This is a genomic window from Mycobacterium sp. IDUB_19 (assembly GCF_055419445.1).
In genome coordinates, this window is sequence record NZ_JBVAXR010000030.1 from 1 (window position 1) to 19,601 (window position 19,601).

At 67.1% G+C, this 19,601-nt stretch carries 20 protein-coding genes; 9 read left to right on the top strand and 11 right to left on the bottom strand.

What is annotated here, in order from left to right; translation table 11 throughout:
- Window positions 1-127: 127 nt before the first annotated feature.
- Together ACZY0B_RS20465 and ACZY0B_RS20470 are read left to right on the top strand one after the other, a co-directional pair.
- On the top strand, window positions 128-1,444 hold the full coding sequence (locus tag ACZY0B_RS20465; protein ID WP_463766038.1) for an adenylate/guanylate cyclase domain-containing protein: 1,317 nt from the start codon (window positions 128-130) through the stop codon (window positions 1,442-1,444).
- A 74-nt stretch (window positions 1,445-1,518) separates the two neighbouring features.
- Window positions 1,519-2,889, top strand: coding sequence for an NAD(P)/FAD-dependent oxidoreductase (locus ACZY0B_RS20470; RefSeq protein WP_463766039.1), 1,371 nt, complete (start codon window positions 1,519-1,521; stop codon window positions 2,887-2,889).
- Here ACZY0B_RS20470 and ACZY0B_RS20475 read toward each other — a convergent pair.
- The 5 genes from ACZY0B_RS20475 to ACZY0B_RS20495 are packed head-to-tail and all read right to left on the bottom strand — an operon-like array spanning window position 2,886 to window position 7,656.
- Window positions 2,886-4,106, bottom strand: coding sequence for an O-succinylhomoserine sulfhydrylase (locus ACZY0B_RS20475; protein WP_463766040.1), 1,221 nt, complete (start codon window positions 4,104-4,106; stop codon window positions 2,886-2,888). The genes ACZY0B_RS20470 and ACZY0B_RS20475 overlap by 4 nt on opposite strands.
- The gene (locus ACZY0B_RS20480) at window positions 4,103-4,513 is read right to left on the bottom strand and encodes a rhodanese-like domain-containing protein (protein WP_463766041.1); all 411 of its coding nucleotides are present in this window, start codon (window positions 4,511-4,513) and stop codon (window positions 4,103-4,105) included. The genes ACZY0B_RS20475 and ACZY0B_RS20480 overlap by 4 nt, the downstream gene beginning before the upstream one ends.
- 19 nt (window positions 4,514-4,532) lie before the next feature.
- Window positions 4,533-5,681, bottom strand: coding sequence for a formate-dependent phosphoribosylglycinamide formyltransferase (purT, locus tag ACZY0B_RS20485; RefSeq protein ID WP_463766042.1), 1,149 nt, complete (start codon window positions 5,679-5,681; stop codon window positions 4,533-4,535).
- A 41-nt stretch (window positions 5,682-5,722) separates the two neighbouring features.
- Complete coding sequence (locus ACZY0B_RS20490) at window positions 5,723-6,361, bottom strand: PaaI family thioesterase (protein ID WP_463766043.1); 639 nt, start codon at window positions 6,359-6,361, stop codon at window positions 5,723-5,725.
- Window positions 6,358-7,656 (bottom strand): adenylosuccinate synthase, encoded by a 1,299-nt coding sequence (locus ACZY0B_RS20495; RefSeq protein ID WP_463766044.1) that lies wholly within the window; start codon window positions 7,654-7,656, stop codon window positions 6,358-6,360. Before ACZY0B_RS20495 ends, ACZY0B_RS20490 begins: the two co-directional genes overlap by 4 nt.
- Window positions 7,657-7,736: 80 nt before the next feature.
- Between ACZY0B_RS20495 and ACZY0B_RS20500 the strand changes: the two genes are divergently transcribed.
- The 3 genes from ACZY0B_RS20500 to ACZY0B_RS20510 are packed head-to-tail and all read left to right on the top strand — an operon-like array spanning window position 7,737 to window position 10,120.
- A complete protein-coding gene (locus ACZY0B_RS20500) occupies window positions 7,737-8,399 on the top strand; it encodes a peptidase M50 (protein ID WP_463766045.1) in 663 nt (220 codons plus the stop codon).
- A gap of 9 nt (window positions 8,400-8,408) precedes the next feature.
- Window positions 8,409-9,185: a site-2 protease family protein gene (locus tag ACZY0B_RS20505; RefSeq protein WP_463766046.1), complete on the top strand. Its 777-nt coding sequence runs from the start codon at window positions 8,409-8,411 to the stop codon at window positions 9,183-9,185.
- A 41-nt stretch (window positions 9,186-9,226) separates the two neighbouring features.
- The gene (locus ACZY0B_RS20510) at window positions 9,227-10,120 is read left to right on the top strand and encodes a cation diffusion facilitator family transporter (protein WP_463766047.1); all 894 of its coding nucleotides are present in this window, start codon (window positions 9,227-9,229) and stop codon (window positions 10,118-10,120) included.
- Here ACZY0B_RS20510 and ACZY0B_RS20515 read toward each other — a convergent pair.
- Window positions 10,117-10,530 (bottom strand): DUF3151 domain-containing protein, encoded by a 414-nt coding sequence (locus ACZY0B_RS20515; RefSeq protein WP_463766048.1) that lies wholly within the window; start codon window positions 10,528-10,530, stop codon window positions 10,117-10,119. The genes ACZY0B_RS20510 and ACZY0B_RS20515 overlap by 4 nt on opposite strands.
- Before the next feature lie 45 nt (window positions 10,531-10,575).
- Here ACZY0B_RS20515 and ACZY0B_RS20520 point away from each other — a divergent pair, with 45 nt between their 5' ends.
- Complete coding sequence (locus ACZY0B_RS20520) at window positions 10,576-11,403, top strand: Rv0361 family membrane protein (RefSeq protein WP_463766049.1); 828 nt, start codon at window positions 10,576-10,578, stop codon at window positions 11,401-11,403.
- A 90-nt stretch (window positions 11,404-11,493) separates the two neighbouring features.
- On the opposite strand, the gene fbaA is transcribed toward ACZY0B_RS20520, so the two are convergent.
- Window positions 11,494-12,528, bottom strand: coding sequence for a class II fructose-bisphosphate aldolase (fbaA, locus tag ACZY0B_RS20525; protein WP_463766050.1), 1,035 nt, complete (start codon window positions 12,526-12,528; stop codon window positions 11,494-11,496).
- 90 nt (window positions 12,529-12,618) lie between these two features.
- Between fbaA and ACZY0B_RS20530 the strand changes: the two genes are divergently transcribed.
- Window positions 12,619-13,335 carry a DedA family protein gene (locus ACZY0B_RS20530; RefSeq protein WP_463766051.1) on the top strand — a complete coding sequence of 239 codons (717 nt, stop codon included), beginning with the start codon at window positions 12,619-12,621 and terminating at the stop codon, window positions 13,333-13,335.
- On the opposite strand, the gene ACZY0B_RS20535 is transcribed toward ACZY0B_RS20530, so the two are convergent.
- Entirely contained in the window at window positions 13,270-14,616 is a 1,347-nt protein-coding gene (locus tag ACZY0B_RS20535) for a 3-oxoacid CoA-transferase (RefSeq protein WP_463766052.1), read from the bottom strand. The two genes, ACZY0B_RS20530 and ACZY0B_RS20535, sit on opposite strands and share 66 nt — an antisense overlap.
- The gene (locus tag ACZY0B_RS20540) at window positions 14,613-15,752 is read right to left on the bottom strand and encodes a glycoside hydrolase family 76 protein (RefSeq protein ID WP_463766053.1); all 1,140 of its coding nucleotides are present in this window, start codon (window positions 15,750-15,752) and stop codon (window positions 14,613-14,615) included. The genes ACZY0B_RS20535 and ACZY0B_RS20540 overlap by 4 nt, the downstream gene beginning before the upstream one ends.
- Window positions 15,753-15,780: 28 nt before the next feature.
- Between ACZY0B_RS20540 and ACZY0B_RS20545 the strand changes: the two genes are divergently transcribed.
- Window positions 15,781-17,187, top strand: coding sequence for an ethanolamine ammonia-lyase subunit EutB (locus tag ACZY0B_RS20545; protein WP_463766054.1), 1,407 nt, complete (start codon window positions 15,781-15,783; stop codon window positions 17,185-17,187).
- The gene (eutC, locus tag ACZY0B_RS20550) at window positions 17,187-17,942 is read left to right on the top strand and encodes an ethanolamine ammonia-lyase subunit EutC (RefSeq protein WP_463766055.1); all 756 of its coding nucleotides are present in this window, start codon (window positions 17,187-17,189) and stop codon (window positions 17,940-17,942) included. Before ACZY0B_RS20545 ends, eutC begins: the two co-directional genes overlap by 1 nt.
- Before the next feature lie 118 nt (window positions 17,943-18,060).
- On the opposite strand, the gene ACZY0B_RS20555 is transcribed toward eutC, so the two are convergent.
- On the bottom strand, window positions 18,061-18,705 hold the full coding sequence (locus ACZY0B_RS20555) for a TrmH family RNA methyltransferase (protein WP_463766056.1): 645 nt from the start codon (window positions 18,703-18,705) through the stop codon (window positions 18,061-18,063).
- Window positions 18,702-19,601 carry a hypothetical protein gene (locus ACZY0B_RS20560; RefSeq protein WP_463766057.1) on the bottom strand — a complete coding sequence of 300 codons (900 nt, stop codon included), beginning with the start codon at window positions 19,599-19,601 and terminating at the stop codon, window positions 18,702-18,704. The genes ACZY0B_RS20555 and ACZY0B_RS20560 overlap by 4 nt, the downstream gene beginning before the upstream one ends.

Sequence of the window (19,601 nt, forward strand, 5' to 3'; positions counted from 1 at the left end):
GCCGCGGGCGCCGAGGCGATCAGCGCGCCGGCAGCCAGCCCGGTAGCCAGTCCTCCGAGGATGAATTGCTTCATGCTCAAAGGAGATTACCGCTAGTTATGGCTATTTTGGGACTTACACTTCCGCAATGTTCTCGGAGACGCGCTATGCGATGAACGGCGACTTGCGCGTCGCCTATCGCGCAACGCGTGCGGGTGAGCGCGACATCGTTTTCGTGCCGAACTGGTTCACGAACTGCGAAGTCTTTCCGGAGCTGCCTGGTGTTCAGGGGTGGGCGGAGGCGATGACTTCGCTTGGTCGGTTGATCCTGTTCGATCAGCCGGGCAGTGGAGCGTCCGATCCAGTCGAGCCGGGCGCTCTGCCGACCTTGGAGCAATGGGCCGACAGCATCACTGCGGTGCTCGACGCTCTCGAGATCCCCGAAGCCGCCCTTGTCACATACGCCGGCGCACTCCCGACAGCGGCGCTGTTCGCGGCAACGCATCCGTCCCGCACCACCGCGCTTGTCTTGCTCGAAAGCACGATAGACGAGACAGACCGCACGCATTTGATGGACGACGTCGCCAACACCGCCGCGGTGATGTGGGGAACCGGCGAGTTGGAACATCTGCTCAATCCGGACATGCCGTGGAATGAGGAGATCCGGGCCGCGTGGGCGCGACACGAGCGCCTAGCGGCAAGCCCGCGGACCGTTGAACTCGTGTTGCCGCTCGTCTCCGAGGTGAGCGCGCTTGCCATTCTTCCAACTGTCCGCGTACCTACCCTTGTTGTGCATCACCGCGACGATCCGCTCCTTCCGCCAGAGAAGGGCAAGGAAGTCGCCGATCAAATAGAGGGCGCGAAATTCGTTGAGATTCCGGGACGCAACTTTTATCACGTCGTCGAACCGTGGCGGGATTCCTTTCAGGAGATCGCCAAGTTCCTCACCGGGGAGCAAGCGGAAATCGACGATGATCGGATGCTCGCCACCGTGCTGTTCACCGACATCGTGGACTCGACACGGCGCGCCGCAGAGATGGGTGACCGTGACTGGCGCGCGCTGCTCGACGCACACGACGCCGTCGTGCGGGCGCAGCTCGCGCGCTTTCGGGGCGGCGAGGTGAACACCTCTGGCGACGGCTTCCTCGCGATGTTCGACGGTCCGCAACGAGCTATCCGCTGCGCGATGGCGATCCGCGACGCGGTGCAAGCACTCGGCATCCGGGTGCGCGCCGGGTTGCACACCGGCGAGTGCGAGGTCCGCGGCGACGACATCGGCGGTATCGGCGTGCACATCGGGGCGCGGGTGAGCGCGCTGGCCGGGCCGAACGACGTGCTCGTGTCCAGCACACTGCGCGATCTGGTGATCGGATCAGGGCTGAAATTCGAGGACCGTGGCGCTCACGAGCTCAAGGGCGTGCCCGGCGAATGGCGCCTGTTCGCCGTCGCCGCTACGTACAACTGAAACCGAGGTCGTACGGTGGAGATGCGCTGCGGAGACTGTAGAGGCCCCAAGGATCTAGGACCTGAAGGAGAATCATGTCGCGCCATCGCGTCGTCATCATCGGAAGCGGGTTCGGCGGGCTGAATGCGGCCAAGGCGCTCAAGCGCGCCGATGTCGACGTCACCCTCATCTCGAAGACGACCACCCATCTGTTCCAGCCGCTGCTGTATCAGGTGGCCACCGGCATCTTGTCCGAAGGCGAGATCGCGCCCGCCACCCGACTGGTCCTGCGCAAACAGAAGAACGTCCAGGTCCTGCTGGGCGAGGTCGACGATATCGACCTCAAGGCCAACACGGTGACGGCGAAGTTGATGGGCATGGAGACCGTGACCCCGTTCGACAGCCTGATCGTGGCCGCCGGGGCCCAGCAGTCCTACTTCGGCAACGACGAGTTCGCGACCTACGCACCCGGCATGAAAACCATCGACGACGCGCTCGAGCTGCGTGGCCGGATCCTCAGCGCGTTCGAGGCCGCCGAAGTCACCGACGATCCCACCGAGCGGCAACGCCGCCTGACCTTCGTCGTGGTCGGCGCGGGACCCACCGGCGTCGAGGTGGCCGGGCAGATCGTCGAACTGGCCCACCGCACCCTGAAGGGCGCGTTTCGGACCATCCAGCCCCATGAGTGCCAGGTGATCCTGCTCGACGCGGCGCCCGCGGTGTTGCCGCCGATGGGCGAGAAGCTGGGGCTCAAGGCGCAGCAGCGGCTGGAAAGAATGGGTGTCAAAGTCCAGCTCAACGCGATGGTCAGTGCCGTGGACTACATGGGCCTCACCGTCAAGGAGAAGGACGGCACCGAGCGCCGCATCGAATGCGCGTGCAAGGTGTGGGCGGCCGGTGTCCAGGCCAGCGCGCTGGGCAAGATCATCGCCGAGCAGTCCGACGGCACCGAAATCGACCGCGCCGGTCGGGTAGTCGTGGAGCCCGACCTGACCGTCAAGGGGCACCCGAACGTGTTCGTGATCGGTGACCTGATGTCCGCGCCCGGTGTCCCAGGGATGGCCCAGGGCGCGATTCAGGGCGCGCACTACGCCACGACGTTGATCAAACACATGATCAAAGGCACCGACGATCCGGCAAACCGCAAGCCCTTCAATTACTTTGACAAGGGCAGCATGTCGACGATCTCCCGGTTCAGCGCCGTCGCCCAGGTCGGCAAGCTGGAGTTCGGCGGCTTCATCGCCTGGCTGGCGTGGCTGGTGCTGCACCTGTTTTATCTGGTCGGCTTCAAGAACCGGTTCACCACACTGGTCGCCTGGACCATTACCTTCCTTGGTGACGGCCGGAGCCAGATGGCGATCACCAACCAGATGATGTACGCCCGGGTAGTCACGAACTGGATGGAAGCGCAAACGCAAGAATCGGTGACCGCAACCGAACAAAGAGCCGAGCAGAGAGCCGGTTAGTTCAGCGCCTGGTCGATATCGGCGATCAGATCGTCGGTGTTCTCCAGCCCGACCGAGATCCGCACCACGCCGTCACCGAGCCCGATCGCGGCGCGACCCTCCGGCCCCATTGCCCGGTGCGTCGTCGTCGCCGGGTGTGTGACGAGCGATTTGGCGTCGCCGAGGTTGTTCGAGATGTCGATCAGCTGCAGCTTGTCCAGCACCTCGAAGGCCCGCTCTTTGGCGGCACCGGCGGGCGCGTCCAGCTCGAAGGTGAGCACCGTCCCGCCGCCGGACATCTGACGCTTGGCCAAGTCGTATTGCGGGTGTGACGACAGAAAGGGGTAACGCACCCAACGCACTGCCGGGTGCTCTTCCAAGAAACCCGCGATTCGGTTCGCCGCGGAGTTGCTGTACTCCACTCGAACCGCCATTGTCTCAAGCCCTTTCAGTAACACCCAGGCGTTGAACGCGCTCAGGGCCGGGCCGGTGTGGCGCATCAACTTCTGCACCGGCCCGTCGATGTACTCCTGGTCGCCCAGGATGGCACCACCCAGCACCCGGCCCTGGCCGTCGATGTGCTTGGTGCCGGAGTACACCACCACGTCGACGCCGAGCGGAAAGCCTTGCTGCAGCAGGGGTGTGGCAAAGACGTTGTCCAGCACCACTTTTGCACCTGCGGCATGAGCCAACTCGGTCACCGCGGCGATATCCACCAGCGACTGCATCGGATTCGACGGCGTCTCGAAGAACACCGCCTGCGTGGGCACCGACAGCGCCTGCTCCCACTGGGCGAGGTCGTCGCCGTCGACGAAGACGGTCTCGATGCCCCAGCGCGGCAGGATCTCGTTGCAGACCACGAAACACGATCCGAACAGGCTGCGCGCGGCCACCAACCGATCCCCGGCCCCCAGCAGCGCGCCCAGCGAGGTGAAGACCGCGGCCATGCCGCTGGCCGTGGCGAATGCCGCCGGCGCGCCCTCGATCAGCCGCAGCCGTTCCTCGAACATGGACACCGTGGGGTTGCCGTAGCGCGAGTACACGAAGCGGTCCAGCTCGCCGGAGAACGACTGCTCCGCCGCGGCCGCCGACGGGTAGACGTAGCCGGAGGTCAAAAAGATGCCCTCGGCGGTCTCCTCGAACTCGGACCGCAGCAGTCCGCCGCGCACCCCAATGGTGGCTTGGCCGACGCCGTCGGGCAGTGCCTTCGGAGTGCGGACCGACGGCTTGTCGGTCACTGCTGCTTCCAGGGCAATCCCACTGCCCGCCAACCGTTTTCACCCCGGTGGCCGAGCGCGTCGAGTTGCCCCTCGAAACCGTCCAGCACGTTGTAGGACGGCGCGATGCCCGCCTCGGTCGCGATCTCGGCGGCACCGATGGAGCGGTTGCCCGAGCGACACAGGAAGACCACCGGGCCCGACTCCGCGGGGATCTGGTCTTTCAGCTCGGCCAGAAAGTTCGCGTTGTGCTGCCCGGCCGATGTGTTCCACTCGATGAAGACCGCATTTCGGCCAAGACTGGACAAATCGGGCACCCCGACGAACCGCCATTCGGCGTCGGTGCGCACGTCGACCAGGACTGCCTGGGGGTTGTCGCTGAGCAACTTCCATGCCTCAAGCGGCGTGATATCTCCTGCGTAGCTCATTCGCGTGAGTCTCGCATATTCAGTTCCTCCCCTGCGAACCCGACAGCTGGCGGCCCCGCGACACCGCGGCGGCCACCTCGCGCGCCCGGTCCCGCGCGGCCGCGACGTCTGGTGCGGTGGCCAGGGCGACCCCACGCCGCGGGCCCGGTCCTGGATCGAACACGCGAAGGTCGCTTTCGCCGACGGCCAACGCCGCCGTCAGCGCCTCGGCGGTGGGCGCCGGGTGAATCGTGCGGGCGGCGGCCGGTGAAATCATCAGGGCGTCCACCGGCAAACCGAGAATTGCCCGGGCCTGCAGTTCGACCGCCGAAAGCCGCTGGCTGCGCAGGGTCACCCAGGCGCTCTGCGGCAGCACGGAGCTGACGTCGGCGAAGTACACCTCGTCGCCGTTGATCATCAATTCGACGGCGAAGATGCCGCGGCCGCCGAGCGCTTTGACGATGCGCGCGGCGATCGACTTGGCGGCGTCGAGCGCGGCCGGGCTCATCTTCTGGGGCTGCCAGGATTCCAGCACGTCGGGTTCCGCGCGACGATGCCCGATGGGCGAGCAGAACTCGATCACCAGCCCGTTCGGGCCCTCGCTGCGGATTGCGAGCAGGGTGACGTAAAACTCGACCTCGACCACCGTTTCGGCCAACACCCGCTGCTGCTCGGCCTGCCCGACCGCGCGCCGCCATGCGGGCTCGACGTCGTCGGGCCCGGAAACCACCGAACGCCCCGTCGTCCCGTCCAGCGACTCCACCAACAGCGGATATCCGCCGTGCGCGGCCACCGCCTGGAGTTCGCCGACCGATCCGACGAACCAGAACGGCGCGGTGGGCAGGCCCAGCTGGTCGGCGGCCAGCCGGCGCAGGCCCTCCCGGTCGTTGGTCAGCCGGATAGTGCGGGCGTTGGGCACCAGTTCGACGGCGTCGTCCTCCGAGCGGGCGGCCAGCGCCTCGAGGGCGGCAACGGAGACCGAACCGGTGGCGGTCACCACGAAGTCCGGTTGTAGCCGATCGATCGCCCCCGACAAATTGTCGGTCGTCGTGTCGGTGTGCTCATCGACCCGGGCGCCGAGGCGCCGCAAGGCTATCGCCAGCTCCCGGCTGAGCTCGCCGGAACCCAGCAACATCACCCGGGGCCCGTGGGAGGTCTCGCGCTGTCCTTCGCTCACGCCGTCAGTCACCAGCTAAGGATAGGTGCGCCGCGAGCGCGGCCGAGCGCTGATTACGGCTGACCGGGCAATAACCGCACCATAAGGCCGGTGCCTTCGGCCAGAACCGCGTCGTCGCCGTCGACCAATTCGGCGGAGACGAACGCTTTGCGCCCCTCGGTGCTGGTGACCCGTCCACGCACCAGCAACGGAACGTCGATCGGGGTGACCTTGCGGTAGTCGACATGCAGGAACGCCGTGCGACTGATCGGGCGCCCCGCGGCGTGCGAGATCATCCCGAACATGTGATCAAACAGCAGCGGCAGCACACCGCCGTGCACCGCGTGATTACCGCCGACGTGAAACCGGGTGAAATGGCCCGTCATTTCGACACCGTCGGGTTGGTAGCGGGTCAGCGTCCATGGCGGCAGCAGCAAGCTGCCCATGCCGGGCAAATCGGGCGTGCGGCCCGCCGGCGCCGCACCCTCGTCGGCCTGGAACGGCCCCAGCAAGTCCACCAGTGCGGCGGCCCGATCGGCCGCGTCGTCCCAGACGTCGTCGGCCGGGTCGGCGGACACGGCAAGGTCCTGCAGCCGGCGCATGGCTGCGACGAAGCGCCCGAATCCCGGGCCCGGCGTGGCCGGGCCGTATTCCGGGAAGCCGCCGTGGTGTTCGTATTCGGGGTCGAGCTCTTTGGGATCTGGATCGGTCACCGGCGAGCCGCCAGGACGTCGCGGCGCACGATGGTCTGATCCCGTCCCGGCCCCACGCCGATGCACGAAACATATGCTCCGGCAAGCTCTTCCAGACGCAACACGTAATCACGCGCTTTGGCGGGCAAGTCGTCGAATTCGCGCGCCGTGGAGATGTCCTCCCACCAGCCGGGCAGCTCTTCGTAGATCGGCTCGGCCCGGTGCAGCTCGCTTTGCGTCATCGGCATGTCGTTGGTGCGCTCGCCGTCGATGCGATAACCGACGCAAATCGGGACTGTTTCCAGGCTGGACAGCACGTCGAGTTTGGTCAGGAAGTAATCGGTGATGCCGTTGACCCGGGTGGCGTAGCGGGCGATGACGGCGTCGAACCAGCCGCAGCGGCGCCGCCGCCCGGTCGTCACACCGAATTCGCCGCCGGTCTTGGATAGGTATTCGCCGTTCTCGTCGAACAACTCCGTCGGGAACGGACCCGAGCCCACCCGGGTGGTGTAGGCCTTGAGGATTCCGAGCACGGTGGTGATCCGGGTGGGGCCGATGCCGGACCCGACGGCCGCGCCGCCCGCGGTCGGATTCGACGACGTCACATAGGGATACGTGCCGTGGTCGACGTCCAGCAGCGTGCCCTGCGAGCCCTCCAGCAGCACCGTTTCGCCGGTTTCGAGCGCGGTGTTGAGTAGTCGCCGGGTGTCGCGGATGCGGTGACGAAAGCCCTCGGCCTGTTGCAGCAGGGCGTCGACCACCTGTTGCGGATCCAGCGCCTTGCGGTTGTAAATCTTGACCAGGATCTGGTTCTTGAGTTCCAGTGCGCCCTCGACCTTGTGGGTCAGCAGCTCGGGGTCGAGCACGTCGGCGACCCGGATGCCCTGGCGGGCGATCTTGTCCTGGTAGCACGGCCCGATGCCGCGGCCGGTGGTGCCGATCTTCTTGTTGCCCATGTAGCGCTCGGTGACCTTGTCGATGGCCACGTGGTAGGGCAGCAGCAGATGCGCGTCGGCGGAGATCAGCAGCTTGGTGGTGTCGACACCGCGATCCTCGAGGCCCTTCAACTCGTCCAGCAGGACGCCGGGATCGATCACCACGCCGTTGCCGATGACGTTGGTGACGCCGGGCGTCAGTACTCCCGACGGGATCAGGTGGAGTGCGAAATTCTCCCCGGTCGGCAAGACGACGGTGTGCCCGGCGTTGTTGCCGCCCTGGTAACGCACCACCCACTGCACGCGTCCACCGAGCAGGTCAGTGGCCTTACCTTTGCCCTCGTCACCCCATTGGGCGCCGATGAGGACGATTGCCGGCATGGCATGCTCCCGCCTGGTCTCGCCTGCTTATTGTGGTCCAGCCGGGGACCAACCATATCCCAGCAGTTCGCGAGGAGCCCATGAATATCGCCGCGGACACGGCCAGCGTGGCGGTGTTGCGGTTCGGCGCGCGCCGACTGCCTGGTCCGCTGGACGGCCTGCCGACACATAACGCCGAAAGTGCCGCCGACGTCGCCGCCATCGACGCCGCGATCGGGCCCTACCAACGGCTGGTCGTCCTCGGCGCCGACGCCGAGCTGGCCGCCGTGCTGAGCAGGCTGCTGCGCGCCGAGCGACTCGACGTCGAAGTGGCCTACGTGCCAGGCCGCCGCACCCGGGCGACGCGGATCTATCGCTTACCGGCGGGACGACGGGCGGCCCGGCGTGCCCGGTGCGGCACACCGCAGCGGGTCACCCTGGTGCGCGACGAGACCGGCTCGGTGATCGTGGGCCGGGCCGGCTGGCTGCCACCGCAGGACCGACAACGGATTCACGGCGAGGCCATCGTCGACGACACCCAGCTGTTCGACGGCGACGTCACCGGCGCCTACATCGAGCCGACGCTGGCCGTACCGGGCCTGCGGGCCTCGCTGCACCGTCGCTGGCGCCGGTGGGTTGCCGGCCGCGCCGTCCAGCTGGGCACCACCGGCGTCGTGGTGATCCGGGACGGCGTCACCGCGCCCCGCCCCGCCCGGCGCTCGACGTTCTACCGCCACGTCGAGGGTTGGCTGGCGGTCCGGTAGTTTCGACCGGTGGACTCCAGGTGGCACAAATCGGTGCGACCCAGCCCAATCTTCTTGGCACTGGTCGGATTGACGGCCGTCGGAGGCGTGGTGGCCTGGCTGGCCGGGACGACGGTGCGGCCGATGGCGTACGCCGGGGTGTTCATCTTCGTGATCGCCGGCTGGCTGGTTTCGTTGTGCCTGCACGAATTCGGCCATGCGGCGACCGCCTGGCGCTTCGGCGACCACGACGAGGCGGTGCGCGGCTACCTGACCCTGGATCCGCGGCGCTACGCCCATCCCGGGCTCTCGCTGCTGCTGCCGATGGTGTTCATCGCGCTGGGCGGGATCGGCCTGCCCGGCGCCGCGGTCTATGTGCGTACCTGGTTCATGACGCCGACGCGACGAACCCTGGTCAGCCTGGCCGGCCCGGCGGCCAACCTGCTGCTGGCGGTGCTGCTGCTGACGCTGACCCGGCTGTTCTTCGACCCGGAGCACTGGGTGCTCTGGGCCGGTGTGGCGTTTCTGGGTTTCCTGGAGATCATGGCGGTGGTGCTGAACCTGCTGCCCATCCCCGGCCTGGACGGTTACGACGCCCTGGAGCCGCATTTGAGCGCCGAGACGCAGCGCGCCGTGGCGCCGGCCAAGCAGTACGGCGTGTTCATTCTGCTGTTCCTGCTTTTGGCGCCGGCGATCAACCAGTGGCTGTTCGCGGTCGTGGACTGGTTCTTCGACTTCTCCGGGGTGCCGCACCTGCTGGCCAGCGCCGGCAACTCGCTGACCCGCTTCTGGAGCCAATGGTTCTGACCCTTGCCATATATGCGTCTCCATGCATATATTGATCGACTATGGGCGCCGGACACAGTCACACCCCCGCCGAGGCCGACGCGTCTCGGATGATCCCCCGCATGGTCATGGCCGCGTCGATCTTGGCGACGTTCTTCGCAATCGAGCTGACCACCTCGCTGCTGATCAATTCCCTTGCGCTGCTGGCCGATGCCGGGCACATGCTGACCGACGTCGTCGCGGTGTTCATGGGGCTGGCGGCCGTGATGCTGGCCAAACGCGGCAGCACCTCCCCGGACCGCACCTACGGCTGGCACCGTGCCGAGGTCTTCACCGCGGTGGCCAACGCGGTGTTGCTGGTCGGTGTGGCGCTGTTCATCCTCTACGAAGCGATCGAACGCCTCGGCACGGGCGAGGTGGTACCCGGCGTCCCGATGATCGTGGTGGCGCTGGCGGGGCTGGTCGCCAACTTCGTGGTCGCGATGCTGCTGCGTTCACACTCCGAGGGCAGCCTGGCCGTCAAGGGCGCCTACATGGAGGTCATCGCCGACACCGTCGGCAGCCTGGGCGTGCTGATCGCCGGGATCGTGACGGTCACGACGCACTGGCCCTACGCCGACGTCGTGGTCGCCATACTGGTGGCCATCTGGGTGCTGCCCCGCGCGTTCTCGCTGGCCCGCGCGGCGCTGCGGATCCTGTCCGAGGCGTCACCCGCCCACATCGACGTCGAGGAGCTGCGGTCGGCGCTGGGCGCCGTCGCCGGCGTGACCGAAGTACACGATCTGCATGTGTGGACGCTGTCGCCGGGCAAGGACATGTGCACCGTGCACCTGATCAGCTCCCGCGAGTCGACTGGTGTGCTCAGTGACGCGCGTGAGGTGCTGCACGTCCGCGGCCTCGAGCACGCCACCGTGCAGGTCGAGAGCCGCGACAGCGACTGCTCGGAGAACTGCTAGAGCCCGAGCGCTTTGCGTGCCGCGGGGTCGCAGTCGTCGAGCAGGTCCAGGCAGCGGTTCAGCTCGTCGGTCTCGCCGATCGTGTCGGCGGCTTTGGCCAGCGCCGCCACACAGCGCAGGAAGCCACGGTTGGGCTCGTGCGCATAGGGCACCGGGCCGAAGCCCTTCCAGCCGTTACGACGCAGCTGGTCCAGGCCGCGGTGGTAGCCGGTCCGGGCGTACGCGTAGGCCGTGATGGCCCGGTCGTCGGCCAGCGCCTCCTCGGCGAGGGCCGCCCAGGCCACCGACGCCGACGGATGCGCCGCGGCGACGATGCCCGGATTCTCGTTGGCCAGCAGTTCGGCTTCGGCGTCGATGTCGCCGGGCAGCAGGATCGGATCAGGTCCCAGGAGATCACCCATTGGTGTCATAAGTTCTATTCTGCCGTCCCCCCGCGGGTCGCTAAGCTCCAACTCATGCCTAACCCACCCGAGCCCGACCGCGAACACGGTGTCGACCCTGCCGGCGACGCGGAATCGGAGCGGGTCGACGAGGCAACCGAGGCCTACCCGCTGGTCCCTCCCGATCCCGAGACCGAGACCGTGGTGATCAACCCCGATCCGGACAACCAGCTCGAGGGCGCCCCGGAAGTACAGCAACCCGAACGTCGCTTCACCGCGCCCGGTTTCGACTCGAAAGAAACGGCGATCATCGCCACCACCCCGGAGCCCGCGACGGAGGTGTTCTCGACGTCACCGGGGCAGCCCGGCCCGCCGGGACAACCGCCAATGCCTCCGAAACCTGCTGTCCCACAAGCTATTCCGGGTCGCGACGGATCCAAGCCGCGGCTAGGCGCCAGGAATGTCAACTGGGGCTGGGTGCTGGCGATCACCGTGATCGTGTTGGCCCTCGCCGCGATCGCCATCCTGGGCACCGTGCTGCTGACCCGCGGAAAGCACTCCCACGTCTCGCAGGAAGACATGGTCCGCCAGACCATCCACTCTTTCGACAACGCGGTGCAGCGGGGCGACCTGACCCAGCTGCGCGGCATCACCTGCGGAACCACCCGTGACGGTTACGTCGATTACGACGAGCACTCGTGGACCGAGACCTACCAACGGGTTTCGGCGGCCAAGCAGTATCCGGTGATCGCCAGCATCGACCAGATCGTCGTCAACGGCCAGCACGCCGAGGCCAACATCACCACGTTCATGGCCTACGACCCGCAGGTCCGCTCGACACGCAGCCTCGACCTGCAGTACCGCGACGATCAGTGGAAGATCTGCCAGTCCCCCAGCGGCTAAGGCGTCGTCTCGTGCCGAGCGCCCGGCCAGCCGCACTTTCGGCGCCGAGTGCCCGGCTGGCCGGGCACTCGCGGCGAAATCGGCTGGGCGCTAGGCGCCGATTGACTTTCCGGCACAGTGCAGGTCGTTGCAGGCCTCGATCACGCGCTCGGTCATCGACGCTTCGGCCTTCTTGAGGTAGCTGCGCGGGTCGTAGACCTTCTTGTTGCCCACCTCGCCGTCGATCTTGAGCACGCCGTCGTAGTTGGCGAACATGTGGCCGGCCAACGGCCGGGTGAACGCGTACTGAGTGTCGGTGTCGACGTTCATCTTCACCACGCCGTAACGCAGCGCCTCCTCGATCTCCGACTTGAGTGAACCCGAGCCGCCGTGGAAGACGAAGTCGAAGGGCTTGGAACCGTCCGGCAGTCCGAGCTTGGCGGCCGCCACCTTCTGGCCCTCGTCGAGGATGTCGGGACGCAGCTTGACGTTGCCGGGCTTGTAGACGCCGTGCACGTTGCCGAACGTGGCAGCCAGCAGGTACTGGCCATGCTCGCCGTGGCCCAGCGCGTCGATCGTCTTCTCGAAGTCGTCCGGGGTGGTGTAGAGCTTGTCGTCGATCGCGCCCTCGACGCCGTCCTCCTCGCCGCCCACCACGCCGATCTCGACCTCGAGGATGATCTTGGCCGCCGCGGCCGCCTTGAGCAGCTCCTTGGCGATGGCGAGGTTCTCGTCGATCGGAACAGCCGAGCCGTCCCACATGTGCGACTGGAACAGCGGGTTCTTGCCGGCCGCCACCCGCTCGGCAGAGATAGCCAGCAGCGGGCGCACGTAGGTGTCCAGCTTGTCCTTGGGGCAGTGGTCGGTGTGCAGCGCGACGTTGATCGGGTACTTGGCCGCAATGCTGTGGGTGAACTTGGCCAGCGCGACCGCGCCACTGACCATGTCCTTGACGCCGAGGCCGGAGGCGAACTCCGCACCGCCGGTGGAGAACTGGATGATGCCGTCGCTGCCGGCATCGGCGAAACCCTTGATGGCGGCGTTGACGGTCTCCGACGAGGTGCAGTTGATGGCCGGGAAGGCGTACGCGTTCTCCTTGGCGCGTCCCAGCATGTCGGCGTAGACCTCGGGGGTGGCGATCGGCATGAATTCCTCCTGAAGACTTCAGTTGCCTCAGTATCGCAACCCGACGTTGGCGGCGGGCACCCACCTCGGGGCCGGTATGGTTGACGCACCATGAGCACCGCCGTGATGGCCCTGCCCGACATCGTCGACCCGATGTTCTGGATCGGACCCGAGGGGCTGTTCGCCTCCGCGGTGCTGCCGACCATCCTGGTCATCGTCTTTGTCGAGACCGGCCTGCTGTTTCCGCTGCTGCCCGGCGAATCGCTGCTGTTCACCGGCGGCCTGCTGGCCGCGCATGGAACCCTCGATATCTGGGTGCTGGCCCCCGCAGTCGCGCTGGTCGCGGTGCTCGGCGACCAGACCGGCTATTTCATCGGCCGCCGGATCGGGCCGGCGCTGTTCAAGAAGGAAGATTCCCGATTCTTCAAGCAGCATTACGTGAGCGAATCGCACGCCTTCTTCGAGAAGTACGGACCCGCGGCCATCATCTTGGCCCGCTTCATGCCGTTCGTGCGGACGTTCACGCCGGTGGTCGCCGGGGTGTCCTACATGCGCTATCCGGTGTTCCTGGGATTCGACATCGTCGGCGGCGTGCTGTGGGGCGGCGGCGTGACGGTGGCCGGCTACTTCCTGGGCAACGTGCCCTTCGTGCACCAGAACCTGGAAAAGATCATCCTGGTGATCCTGTTCGTCTCGCTGCTGCCGGCACTGATCGCCGCCAGCCGGAGTTACCTGGCGCGACGGCGCGACGCCAAGGGCGGTTCAGGCGACGACGAAATCGCAACCGGTCTTGGCACGGACGTCGGCGACCGTCACCCCGGGGTGTAGTTCGGTCAGGGTGAGTCCGCGTTCCGGGTCGACGTCGAAGACGCACAGGTCGGTGATGATCATGTCCACCACACCTTTTCCGGTGAGGGGCAGCGTGCATTGCTTGAGGATTTTCGGGCTGCCGTCCTTGGCGGTGTGATCCATCACGACGATCACCCGCTTGACGCCTGACACCAGATCCATCGCACCGCCCGGGCCCTTGACCATCCTGCCCGGGACCATCCAGTTGGCCAGGTCACCGTTCTCGGCTACCTCCAGGCCGCCGAGGATGGACAGGTCGATGTGGCCGCCGCGGATCATCGCGAAGGAGTCGGCGCTGCTGAAGAAGCTGGAGCCGCCGATCGTGGTGATGGTCTGTTTGCCGGCGTTGATGAGGTCGGGATCCACCTGATCCTCAACCGGATATGCCCCGATTCCGAGCAGGCCGTTCTCCGATTGCAGCGTCACGCTGATGTCGTCGGGGATGTAGTTGGCCACCAGCGTCGGAATGCCGATGCCGAGGTTCACGTAGTAGCCGTCGCGCAATTCCCGGGCGGCGCGCTTGGCCATGATCTCGCGGATGGGGCTGTCGTTCTTGGCCGCGGCGCCGCCGCTCGTGGTGCGGAATTCGATCCGCTTCTCGTAGCCCGGTCCCTGGATGATGCGGTCGACATAGATCCCGGGGGTGTGGATCTGATCGGGATCCAGCTCACCAACCTCGACCAGTTCCTCCACCTCGGCAACGGTCACCTGGCCGCAGGTGGCGATCATCGGGTTGAAGTTGCGCGCCGTCTTGCGGTAGACCAGGTTGCCTGCCTTGTCGCCCTTCCATGCCTTGACGATCGCGACGTCGGCGTGGATGCCCTCCTCCAGCACATATTCGGTGCCGTCAAACACTCGCATGTCCTTGCCTTCGGCGAGTTGGGTGCCGAAGGCGGTGCGCGTGTAGAAGCCCGGAATCCCCGCGCCGCCGGCGCGTAACTTCTCGGCCAGTGTGCCTTGCGGAGTGAGCACCAGGTCCAGCTCGCCGGCCAGCACCTGGCGCTCGAATTCCTTGTTCTCTCCTACGTAGGAGGCGACGACTTTCTTGACCTGCCGACCCTTGAGCAACAGGCCCATGCCGAAATCATCGACACCGGCGTTGTTTCCGACGATGGTCAGGTCTTTGACGCCGCTGTCCACCAGGGCCTGAATCAGATTCTCCGGAATGCCACACAGCCCGAATCCGCCAGCAGCAATGGTGATTCCGTCCTTCAGCAGGTCTCGCAGAGCCGACTCGGCGTCGGGGCGGACTTTACTCACTGCGTGCTCCTGTCCTGGTGCGACGATTCGGCGGTGACGTTACAGGCGGCCTCCATCAGCATCCACCCCGACAGCTGCACCGACAGATCCCGCTCGGAAGTTTCCGAAGCGTTCACCGCGCCCTCGACGAACTGCGCCTGCGCGCCGCCCGTCGTCGGCAGTTCCGCGTCGCGGTCCCAAAACGCACCGAACAACGGCAGCCCGTCCACCGTCTGCCGGTAGTCCCACGCCGATTTCGCGCTGGACAGCACGATCGTGCGCGCGGTGTCACGGGCCACCGCGTCGTCGGCGGAATCACCCGGCAGCGTGGTGGCGACCAGCGCGAGGTAGCGGGCGGTGATGCCGGCGAACAGCCCGCCATCGCCGCCGCCGGAACCCTTCAGCACGCCCGACGGCGCCATGTGCTCGTTCACGGCGGCGACCAGGCGGTGCACCCGCGCCGCGTGTCGCCCCCGAGCCTCCGCGCCGGTGCGCGCGGCCAGCTCGGTTTCCAGCCCGAGCACCACGCCCTGGCAGTAGGTGTACTGCGCGCGGACCAGCGAACCGGCCTTGATGCCGTCGAACACCAGGTGCGTCTCCGGGTCGATCAGGGTTTGGTCGATCCAATCGCCCATCTGCTCGGCACGCTTGAGCCGATCCCCATACCGGGCCAAAAAGATTCCGGCCGGGCCGTTGGCCGGGGCGTTGAAGAACTGGTCTTGCTTGCGCCACGGGATGCCGCCGCCGTCTTCGGGCACCCACGCCTTGATGAACTGGTCGGCAAGCTTGGGCAGGGCGCGGCTGCGTTCGACACCGGCTATCCGGGCGGCGCGTTCCAGCGCGATGGCCAGCCACGCCATGTCGTCGTAATAGCTGTTGGTCCAGCGAAAGTTGTTGCGCAGCCGGTGCGAGCGGACCTGGCGGTTGATCTCGGTGTGCCGGTGTGGCTGTGGGTCGCGCAGCTGCGCGTCGACCAGGCAATCCAGCAGATGCGCCTGCCACCAGTAGTGCCAGGTGCCGAACAGCCGGGCCCGTCGCGTCGCCGGCCAGGCCACCACTCCCAGCTGCGTTCCCGGCAATGCCCACAGCCGTTTCAGGTGTCGTTGCGCGACAGCGGCTTCGGAGCTGGCCGCCCGGTTGGCCCATAGCTGATCCATACCTGTCGATCCTGCCTCATACTGAAATATGCGCTACCGGCAAACCATTTCGGGAACCACCCATTCGTTCGCGGGCCTGGTCGACGTGATGGCGAAGGCAACACCGCTGCGCTCGGGTGACCAGCTCGCCGGTTGTGCCGCCGGCTCCGACGCCGAACGGGCCGCCGCCGCGTGGGTGCTGGCCGACATACCGCTGACGACATTTCTTGACGACGTGGTCGTCCCGTATGAGACCGACGAGGTCACCCGGCTCATCATCGACAGCCACGACCGCGAGGCGTTCGGCCCGATCGCGCACTTGACGGTCGGTGGCTTGCGCGACTGGCTGCTGGATACCGCAGCCCGCGACGACAGCGCGGCGCGCATCGCCGCCATCTCCCCCGGGCTCATCCCGGAAATGGCTGCCGCGGTGTCAAAGATCATGCGCAACCAGGACTTGATCCTGGTTGCCGCCGCCGCGACGGCCACTGCGGCCTTCCGAACCACGATCGGATTGCCCGGCACGCTGGCCACCCGGCTGCAGCCCAACCACCCCACCGATGACCCACGCGGGATCGCCGCGGCGATGCTCGACGGCCTGCTGATGGGCTGCGGCGACGCGGTGATCGGCATCAACCCGGCGACCGACTCGCCGCACGCGGCGTCGGACCTGCTGCACCTGCTCGACGACATTCGGCAGCGGTTCGCCATCCCCGTGCAGTCGTGCGTGCTGTGCCACGTCACGACCACGATGGAACTGATCGAGCGGGGCGCGCCCGTCGACCTGGTTTTCCAGTCGATCGCGGGCACCGAGGGCGCCAATGCCAGCTTCGGCACCTCGATCGCGATGTTGATGGAGGCCAACGAGGCGGCCCGATCGCTGCACCGCGGCACGCTCGGCGACAACGTCATGTACCTGGAGACGGGGCAGGGTTCGGCGCTGTCGGCCGGGGCCCACCTCGGCGTGGGAAACAAGCCGGTCGACCAGCAGACGCTGGAGGCGCGCTCCTACGCGGTGGCCCGGGCGCTGCAGCCGCTATTGATCGACACCGTGGTCGGATTCATTGGGCCCGAATACCTCTACGACGGCAAGCAGATCATCCGCGCCGGGCTCGAAGACAACTTCTGCGGGAAACTGCTAGGCCTGCCGATGGGCGTGGACGTCTGCTACACCAACCACGCCGAGGCGGACCAGGACGACATGGACACGCTGCTGACCCTGCTGGGAGTCGCGGGTACCGCGTTCGTGATCGCCGTTCCCGGCGCCGACGACATCATGCTCGGCTACCAAAGCCTGTCGTTTCACGACGTGCTGTACGTGCGAAAAGCTTTGGGGCTGCGGCCCGCACCCGAATTCGAAGCCTGGCTGGCCAGTCTGGGGATGGCCGACGCCGACGGCAGGATCCTTCCCGTCGACCTCGCAACGTCGCCGCTGCGCGCGCTGGCGGCCGGTTGATGGACACCTCGAAACTGCCTGCGGACAACGACATTTGGGCGCCGCTGCGGGCCACCACGCAGGCGCGCATCGGGCTCGGGCGCGCGGGAAACTCGCTGCCGACCCGGCGGGTGCTCGAGTTCCAGGCCGCACACGCTGCGGCGCGCGACGCCGTCCACGACCCACTCGACGTCGACGGACTCATCGAGCAGCTACACCGCATCGGCATCGACGAGCCGCTGCGGGTGCACAGCCGGGCGACCTCGCGCAGCGAATACCTGCGACGGCCCGACCTAGGCCGCAGCCCTGCCGACCTGTCGGGCTTGCCGAAGACCAAGGCGGACATCGGCTTTGTCCTCGCCGACGGGCTGTCGCCCCGTGCGCTGACCGACCACGGCGCCGGTATGGTCGACGCGTTGGTCCGCGAATTCGACGGCCGCTACCGGATAGCTCCGCTTGTCATCGCCACCCAGGCGCGCGTGGCGCTCGGGGATCACATCGGCCAAGCCCTCGGCGTCGCAACGGTATTGGTGCTCATTGGTGAACGCCCGGGGCTCTCGGTCGCCGACAGTCTGGGCATCTATTTGACGCATCGACCCGCGCCGGGGCTCACCGACGCCGACCGCAACTGCATCTCGAACATCCATCCGCCCGACGGCCTCGACTACCCGACGGCCGCGAGTATCGCCGCCGCGCTCGTCGCCGGGGCCCGCAAACTCGGCCGTTCGGGTGTCGCCCTCAAAGACGCCACGCGAGGGCCGCGGCAACTCGGTTGAGTGTGCACTCACGGCGCGAAATTCGCCGAAATCCCGCCATCAGCGCACACTCGACGCCAAGGATGCACACTCGCCGCGAGTCACAGACGCGAGTCGCCGCCCGCCGTTGGGCGTTCGATTACCAGGCGCGGCGGAGGTCCCCGTGCTGCCGGATCCAGGCATGCATCGCGATCCCGGCGGCGACGCCGGCGTTGATGCTGCGGGTCGAGCCGAACTGCGCGATCGACACCGTGATCGCCGCGCCCGATCGGGTGTCGTCGGTGATGCCCGGTCCTTCCTGACCGAACACCAACAGGCATTCGCGCGGCAGCGCGGTTTCCTCCAGGCGTGCCGCCCCCGGCACGTTGTCCACCGCGACCACGGTCAACCGGGCGGTCGTCGCGAATTCCATCAGTTCGGCGGTGCTGTCGTGATGGCACAACCGTTGATACCGATCGGTCACCATGGCGCCGCGGCGATTCCAGCGGCGCCGCCCGACGATGTGCACGGTGTCCACCGCGAAGGCGTTGGCGGTGCGCACCACCGAACCGATATTGGCGTCGTGGCCGAAGTTCTCGATCGCGATGTGCAGCGGGTGCCGGCGATGGTCGATGTCGGCGATGATCGCTTCCCGGGTCCAGTACCGGTAGGCGTCCACGACATTGCGAGTATCGCCGTCGCGCAACAGAATTGGGTCATACCGCGGGTCGTCGGGCAGATCGCCCGCCCAGGGTCCTACACCGGCGGCCGGTACTGCCCATTCGGTAGGCCCGGGTTCGCTCATCGCTGCGTCCACACACCCGCATGCGTGCCGACGATCGCCACCGTCGCATAGAGCAAGGCCTGGCTGATTTCGCCCTGCGTGCACAAGGATGCGGAGACGCGCACCGCGTCCAGCGAGGCGTCGGGCAGGATCAGCACCGACGACCCGTACGCCGCGCAGGCGGGGTTGAGGCCGCCGCCGGGAAGACTCGGCGCCGCGAGCAGCATCATCGGGCCGCCGCGTCGGGCGGAGTCGTCGCGGTACCGGGCCGCGATGGTTTCGGCCTCCAGCCCGAGCAGCATGTAGCCGTTGCCCGTGAAGGCACCCGGATCACCGAGCTCCGCTTGGGTTACCGGCTTCCCGTCGGCGTGCCAGGCCGACAAGCTGGTGGTCTTCACCACCAGCCCGGTGTCGTTGACGTTGGTCGGCATCAGCCCCACCGGAAACGCGGCCGGGTAGGCCGCGGAGGTATCGGCGATCCGGTCCCGCGTCGAGTAGCTGTACACGCCCCGGACCTGACTGCGGTCCTTCAGCGGGCCCAGGCACACGGTGCCGGTCAGCCGGTCGGGTGGCGCCGACAGCGGCGATCCGATATCGCGCACCGTGGCCATCGCGGTGTCGCAGCTGCCCAATCCGGCGGACTCCATCGGGTGGGCGAGCGCGCCGTAGAGCCCGAAGCGAATGTCCTCGGGTTTGGCATGCGGCGCCTTGGGGTCCGTCGGTGAGGCGTCGACGTTGATCAACACGTAGTCGCCGTCCCAGCGCAGGTTCGACACCGACATGTTCCAGCCCAGCAGCGCCAGCGATTCACCCAGCCGCGCGCCCTGAGCGCCGTAGGGCGCAACGGCATGATTGGACCCCGAGCAGCCCACCAGGCAGGTCGCCAAGCAGGCTGCTATCGCAAGGAAAGTGCGCAC

Coding starts and splice junctions, on each gene's coding strand:
- fbaA (WP_463766050.1), bottom strand. CDS start 12,528: ATGCCGATCGCCACCCCCGAGGTCTACGCCGACATGCTGGGACGCGCC.
- ACZY0B_RS20520 (WP_463766049.1), top strand. CDS start 10,576: ATGCCTAACCCACCCGAGCCCGACCGCGAACACGGTGTCGACCCTGCC.
- ACZY0B_RS20545 (WP_463766054.1), top strand. CDS start 15,781: ATGCGCTACCGGCAAACCATTTCGGGAACCACCCATTCGTTCGCGGGC.
- ACZY0B_RS20465 (WP_463766038.1), top strand. CDS start 128: ATGTTCTCGGAGACGCGCTATGCGATGAACGGCGACTTGCGCGTCGCC.
- ACZY0B_RS20515 (WP_463766048.1), bottom strand. CDS start 10,530: ATGACACCAATGGGTGATCTCCTGGGACCTGATCCGATCCTGCTGCCC.
- ACZY0B_RS20530 (WP_463766051.1), top strand. CDS start 12,619: ATGAGCACCGCCGTGATGGCCCTGCCCGACATCGTCGACCCGATGTTC.
- eutC (WP_463766055.1), top strand. CDS start 17,187: ATGGACACCTCGAAACTGCCTGCGGACAACGACATTTGGGCGCCGCTG.
- ACZY0B_RS20555 (WP_463766056.1), bottom strand. CDS start 18,705: ATGAGCGAACCCGGGCCTACCGAATGGGCAGTACCGGCCGCCGGTGTA.
- ACZY0B_RS20500 (WP_463766045.1), top strand. CDS start 7,737: ATGAATATCGCCGCGGACACGGCCAGCGTGGCGGTGTTGCGGTTCGGC.
- ACZY0B_RS20495 (WP_463766044.1), bottom strand. CDS start 7,656: ATGCCGGCAATCGTCCTCATCGGCGCCCAATGGGGTGACGAGGGCAAA.
- ACZY0B_RS20480 (WP_463766041.1), bottom strand. CDS start 4,513: ATGAGCTACGCAGGAGATATCACGCCGCTTGAGGCATGGAAGTTGCTC.
- ACZY0B_RS20510 (WP_463766047.1), top strand. CDS start 9,227: ATGGGCGCCGGACACAGTCACACCCCCGCCGAGGCCGACGCGTCTCGG.
- ACZY0B_RS20470 (WP_463766039.1), top strand. CDS start 1,519: ATGTCGCGCCATCGCGTCGTCATCATCGGAAGCGGGTTCGGCGGGCTG.
- ACZY0B_RS20540 (WP_463766053.1), bottom strand. CDS start 15,752: ATGGATCAGCTATGGGCCAACCGGGCGGCCAGCTCCGAAGCCGCTGTC.